Source organism: Dietzia sp. SYD-A1, from assembly GCF_015356725.1.
In the GTDB taxonomy this organism is placed as follows: domain Bacteria; phylum Actinomycetota; class Actinomycetes; order Mycobacteriales; family Mycobacteriaceae; genus Dietzia.
Genome location: NZ_JADDKI010000321.1, coordinates 1 through 4,744, shown reverse-complemented (window position 1 = coordinate 4,744; position 4,744 = coordinate 1). Strand labels below are relative to the sequence as shown.

Sequence of the window (4,744 nt, the reverse complement as noted above, 5' to 3'; positions counted from 1 at the left end):
GCCCCGGAGTACTCCTGGCCACGCAGGAAGTACGCGGCAGCACCCGCGACCGCGGCGCCGCCGGCGAGTCCGACGATCCACAGGGGCGCGAGGCGCCGCCGCCTCTTCGGCTTGTCCTGGGGCGCGGTGAGAACGGAGGTCTGCTCCCGGAGGGACTCGGCGTGCTCCTTGGCGTCCGCGGCGAGGTTGCCCAGGATCTCCGCCTGCTCCGCGCGCCGTTCGCGCAGCACCTGGATGCCGCGGCTGGCGCCGAACAGCGCCAGACCCGCGGGCCCGCGGGTGGCGGCCACCGCCGCTTCACCCAGGAAGCGGGGATCCTTGAGGTCGAATGCCTTCCGGGCGGCGGTGCCGGCCTTCTTCAGGTCCTTCTCGGCGGACTTGATGGCCTTGCGTTCAGCGGCTCGATCACTTCGTGTGCTCATGGGTAGATGGTGGCACAGGGCCCGGACCCCGACCACCACCTCACCGACATCCACCGGTACCGCGTGGCAGGATGGTCGCCGTGAGCATCGCAACGCAGAAGGCAACCATCCACACCACCAAGGGCGACATCGTCGTCGAGCTGTTCGGCAACCACGCCCCGGAGACGGTCGCGAACTTCGTCGGCCTGGCCGACGGTTCGAAGGACTACTCGCAGGCCAACGCCAAGGGCGAGAAGAGCGGCCCGTTCTATGACGGTTCGATCTTCCACCGCGTCATCTCGGGGTTCATGATCCAGGGCGGCGACCCCACGGGCACCGGTCGTGGCGGTCCGGGTTACCAGTTCAAGGACGAGTTCCACCCGGAGCTCCAGTTCAGTGAGCCCTACCTGCTGGCCATGGCAAACGCGGGCCCGGGGACCAACGGTTCGCAGTTCTTCGTCACCGTGGGCCCCACGCCGCACCTGAACAACCGGCACACCATCTTCGGGAAGGTCGCCGACGCCGACTCGCAGAAGGTCATCGACGCCATCGCCACCACCAAGACCGGGGCCATGGACCGTCCGGTCGAGGACATCGTGATCGAGTCCATCGAGATCTCCTGACAGTTGACCCCCGGGGTCGTGGCGACACGACCCGGCCAGCGGCGCGGGCACCGGTACCCCGGTCCCGCGCCGTCTGTGTCTCCATGACGATGCAGGAACGGTGACACCCCACCACGCCATGACCACTCAGACCCACAGCGGTGGCGCCGTCTCCCGCTTCTTCCGCCTCCAGCCGGTGACCGCGTGGCTCATCACCGCCAACCTCGCGGTCTACGCCGCGACGGTCGCCCAGTCGCGGAGTCTGCTCGCCAACCATTCCGCCGTGTTGTTCCAGGCCACGGCGCTGTATCCGCCGCTGGTCGCGGCCCATGACGAGTGGTGGCGTCTGATGACGTCGGCGTTCCAGCACTTCGGCCCCATGCATCTGCTGCTCAACATGTACATGCTGTGGATCCTCGGTCTGGGTGTCGAGCGCAGCATCGGCCATGCGCGATTCCTCGCGCTCTACCTGGTCTCGGCCCTCGGCGGGTCCGCCGCCGTGATGTTCTACGGCCAGAACGCGCTCACGGCCGGGGCGTCCGGCGCGATCTTCGGGCTCATGGGCGCCTACGCGATCGTCGCGATGTCGATGCGCGTGGACGTCAAGGGGATCGGGATACTGCTGGTACTGAACATCGGCGTGAGCTTCCTGGTCCCGGGCGTCTCGCTGGCCGCGCATCTGGGCGGCCTGCTCGTGGGTGCGCTCGGCGCGCTGGTCCTGGTGTCGTTGCCCCGTCGGCTACCGCGAGGGGTGGGCCGCGGCGGACGCCAGGCCGTGTCGTGGCTCGGCTACCTGGTTCTGGTGGCGCTCGTCGCCACGGCCGCCTGGTACGCGGCCGACACCATGTCGCCGGGGCTGTTCCTCAGAGCGTAGAGCCCCCGAACCCCAGCTGCACCAACCGGTCGGTCACCTCACGCGGGTCCGCCCCCAGGTCGCCTCGCGTGAACACCTCGAGTACCTCCCGACCCCGGTCATCCACGTACTCCAGTCGCATGAGGTGCTGCCGCACGCCCCATCTCGCGACCCCGAGTGCCCGCGCCTCGACGACCCGAGCGGGCGGGACGAACACCACGCCCCTGAGCCTGGTGATCGCGAGCTGACCGTCCACCACCTCGATCCGGGGACGCCGTATCAGCTGCATCACCCCCGCGGGGATCACGAACAGCGCCAGGAGTCCGGTGAGGATGAGCCCGAGCGGGTCCCCGTTCGCCGCACCCACCGCCATGGCGCCGACACCGAGGGCGATCTGCGCGCTCGGCCACAGCACCCCCGGACCCCACGAATCCGCATCCCACGAATCCGCATCCCACGAATCCGCATCCGGCGGATCCGCACTGTGCCCGCCGGGAGACGCCGCTGGCTCACTCATCCCCCCATCCTCTCTCATCCACAGGCGGAATCCACAGTGTGGATGAATCACACGGGTGGAGTTCGATCCGCGTTCGAGAGCCCGGCACCCCGACCTGCGGAGTCGTCCGCGTCGTCGTCGTCACGGGTTTGTCCCCAGTGTGGAGGGAGTTGTCCACAGCCTGTGCGGGCGGGTCCGACCAGCGGTAACAGCGGTTACTTCGCCGAATACACCACCTTGACCTGCGCGGATGTCAACTCGCTAAGAAAATGCAGGTCACCCCCCGCGGAGTGCGGGGGGTGACCTGTGTATAAGACTGTGGATTACCCGGAACCGGGTTCAGTGAGAACGGGTGTCAGCGCCAGTTCATCGTCATGAGGAGCCCGGCGACAGCCAGACCGAACCCGATGGCGAAGTTCTGCCACGTCTCGAGGGACTGCATGAACGGGATCCGCTCACCGGCGATGTAGTAGGTCACCAACCACGCGAGCCCCAGGATCATGAGACCGAACATCACGATGATGTACCACTGCGACGTGGGCGTCCCCTTGACCTTGACGGGGGTGCGGCTGACGGCCGCGTCTGTGTACTCGGTCTTCGACCGGACCTTTGACTTGGGCATGACGTCCTCGCGCTGGTGGGGCTGATCCAGGGCAGTCTACCAAGCCCCACCCCGGACGGTGATCCCACCGACGGCAGTACGCTGCATCTATGCGCATCCTCGTCGTCGACAACTACGACAGCTTCGTCTACAACCTGGTCCAGTACCTGGGCCAGCTGGGAGCGACGTGTGAGGTGTGGAGGAACGACGACGAGAGGCTCGCCGGACCCGACGGTGGCTACGACCCGGCGTCGCTGGCAAGGGTGGTCGCGGAGTTCGACGGCGTCCTGCTCAGCCCCGGCCCGGGTACGCCGGACCGGGCGGGGGCCACGATCCCGCTCATCGGGGTCTGCGGACGCGCCGGCGTCCCGGTGCTGGGCGTGTGCCTGGGACACCAGGCGATCGGGGAGGCGTTCGGGGCCACGGTCGACCGGGCCGCCGAACTCATGCACGGCAAGACGAGCCGGGTCACCCACGACGACTCCGGCGTGCTCGCCGGGATCCCCAGCCCCTTCACGGCGACCCGCTACCACTCGCTGACGGTGCTGCCGGAGACCATCCCGGAGGACCTCGTGCCCACCGCGTGGACCGGGTCCGGTCTGGTCATGGCGATGCGGCACCGCGAGATGCCGGTGCACGGGGTGCAGTTCCATCCCGAGTCGGTGATGAGCGACGGAGGCCACCGCATGCTCGCCAACTGGTTGGGGATGTGCGGCGAGCAGCCGGAGGAGGCCCTGGTGGCGGGTCTGGAGCACGAGCTCGACCGGGCCCGGGGCGCCGCGCTCGCCTGAGCCGCAGCACCCCGCGAGGCCCTCAGCCGGGGCCGGGTACCAGCCCGAAGCGGATCACACGCACCACGACCTGGTCGTTCACCCCGGCCTCGCCGACAGGCGGCTGTTGCGAATAGATCTGCCCCACCCGGGTGAGATCCGGGTCGTTCTGCGGAAGCTCGACCAGCTGACCGCGGCCTCCCCGCCACCCGGCGCGCTCGAGCGCGGCCAGCGCATCGGGCACGGTGCCGCCCACGAGGTTGGGCATGAGGAACCGGTTACCCGCCGAGACCTGCAGCGTGATCGTGGCTCCCTTGAGCTGCGTCTGCCCCGCCGGGGTGGACTGGTCCACCACCTCGCCCTCCGGCGCGGTGCCGTCGACCCTGCGGGTGTCCACCCGGAATCCGATGCCCTCGAGGGTGGCCCGGGCCGAGTCGATGGACTGCCCCACCACCCCCGGCACCTGCAGCTCCTCGGGGCCGGACCCCACCGTCAACCTGACGGGGCGGTCTGAGGGCACCTGGGCGCCCGGGGGCGGATCGGTGTCCACGACCTTGTCCTGGTCCTCGGCGGTGGAGGGGCGGGCCTCGTTCTCCGGGAGCACCTCGAACCCTGCCTCCTCGAGGGCCATCCGCGCGTCAACCGGTGACATCCCCATCACGTTGGGGACCATGAGGATCGGCCTGCCGGTGGACACCAGGAGAATGATCTCCGAGCCGACGGGGAGGCGCTTGCCGGCGATCGGATCAGAGGCGACCACCAGGCCCGCGGGGACCCTCTCGTCCGGCTGCGGGTTCTGTACCGGCTCCAGGCCGAGGGCGGTCAGTTCATCGACCACCTCCTGCACGGGCCGCTGCGCGACCTCCGGGACGGTCACCTCCTGGACCTGGACGACCCCGCCGTTCCGGTCGGACGCCGCCCAGATCGAGAGACCCGCCACGACGGCGAGGACGAGCAGGGCCGCGATCGCGATCGTCGCCGCGCGGGGCCGTCCCCGGCCGCCGTCACCGGTGTCGGGGCC

The 4,744-nt window shown here is 69.4% G+C and carries 6 protein-coding genes and 1 pseudogene; 3 read left to right on the top strand and 4 right to left on the bottom strand.

The features are described from left to right. A pseudogene (locus tag IY392_RS12905) lies at positions 1–422 on the bottom strand (hypothetical protein); the annotation flags it as partial. A gap of 71 nt (positions 423–493) precedes the next feature. Here IY392_RS12905 and IY392_RS12900 point away from each other — a divergent pair. Both IY392_RS12900 and IY392_RS12895 read left to right on the top strand, forming a co-directional pair. Further along, entirely contained in the window at positions 494–1,024 is a 531-nt protein-coding gene (locus IY392_RS12900; RefSeq protein WP_017835116.1) for a peptidylprolyl isomerase, read from the top strand. Positions 1,025–1,142: 118 nt separating this feature from the next. After that, entirely contained in the window at positions 1,143–1,877 is a 735-nt protein-coding gene (locus tag IY392_RS12895; protein ID WP_194861434.1) for a rhomboid family intramembrane serine protease, read from the top strand. Here the strand turns inward: IY392_RS12895 and IY392_RS12890 are convergent. Continuing rightward, the gene (locus IY392_RS12890; RefSeq protein WP_228549376.1) at positions 1,867–2,373 is read right to left on the bottom strand and encodes a PH domain-containing protein; all 507 of its coding nucleotides are present in this window, start codon (positions 2,371–2,373) and stop codon (positions 1,867–1,869) included. The genes IY392_RS12895 and IY392_RS12890 overlap by 11 nt on opposite strands. A gap of 334 nt (positions 2,374–2,707) precedes the next feature. Then, positions 2,708–2,974: a cell division protein CrgA gene (gene crgA / locus IY392_RS12885; RefSeq protein ID WP_194861433.1), complete on the bottom strand. Its 267-nt coding sequence runs from the start codon at positions 2,972–2,974 to the stop codon at positions 2,708–2,710. An 89-nt stretch (positions 2,975–3,063) separates the two neighbouring features. Between crgA and IY392_RS12880 the strand changes: the two genes are divergently transcribed. Further along, positions 3,064–3,744: an aminodeoxychorismate/anthranilate synthase component II gene (locus tag IY392_RS12880; RefSeq protein ID WP_194861432.1), complete on the top strand. Its 681-nt coding sequence runs from the start codon at positions 3,064–3,066 to the stop codon at positions 3,742–3,744. A gap of 22 nt (positions 3,745–3,766) precedes the next feature. Here IY392_RS12880 and IY392_RS12875 read toward each other — a convergent pair. Next, positions 3,767–4,744 (bottom strand): PASTA domain-containing protein (locus IY392_RS12875; protein WP_194861431.1); only part of this gene is annotated, 978 nt, incomplete at its 5' end.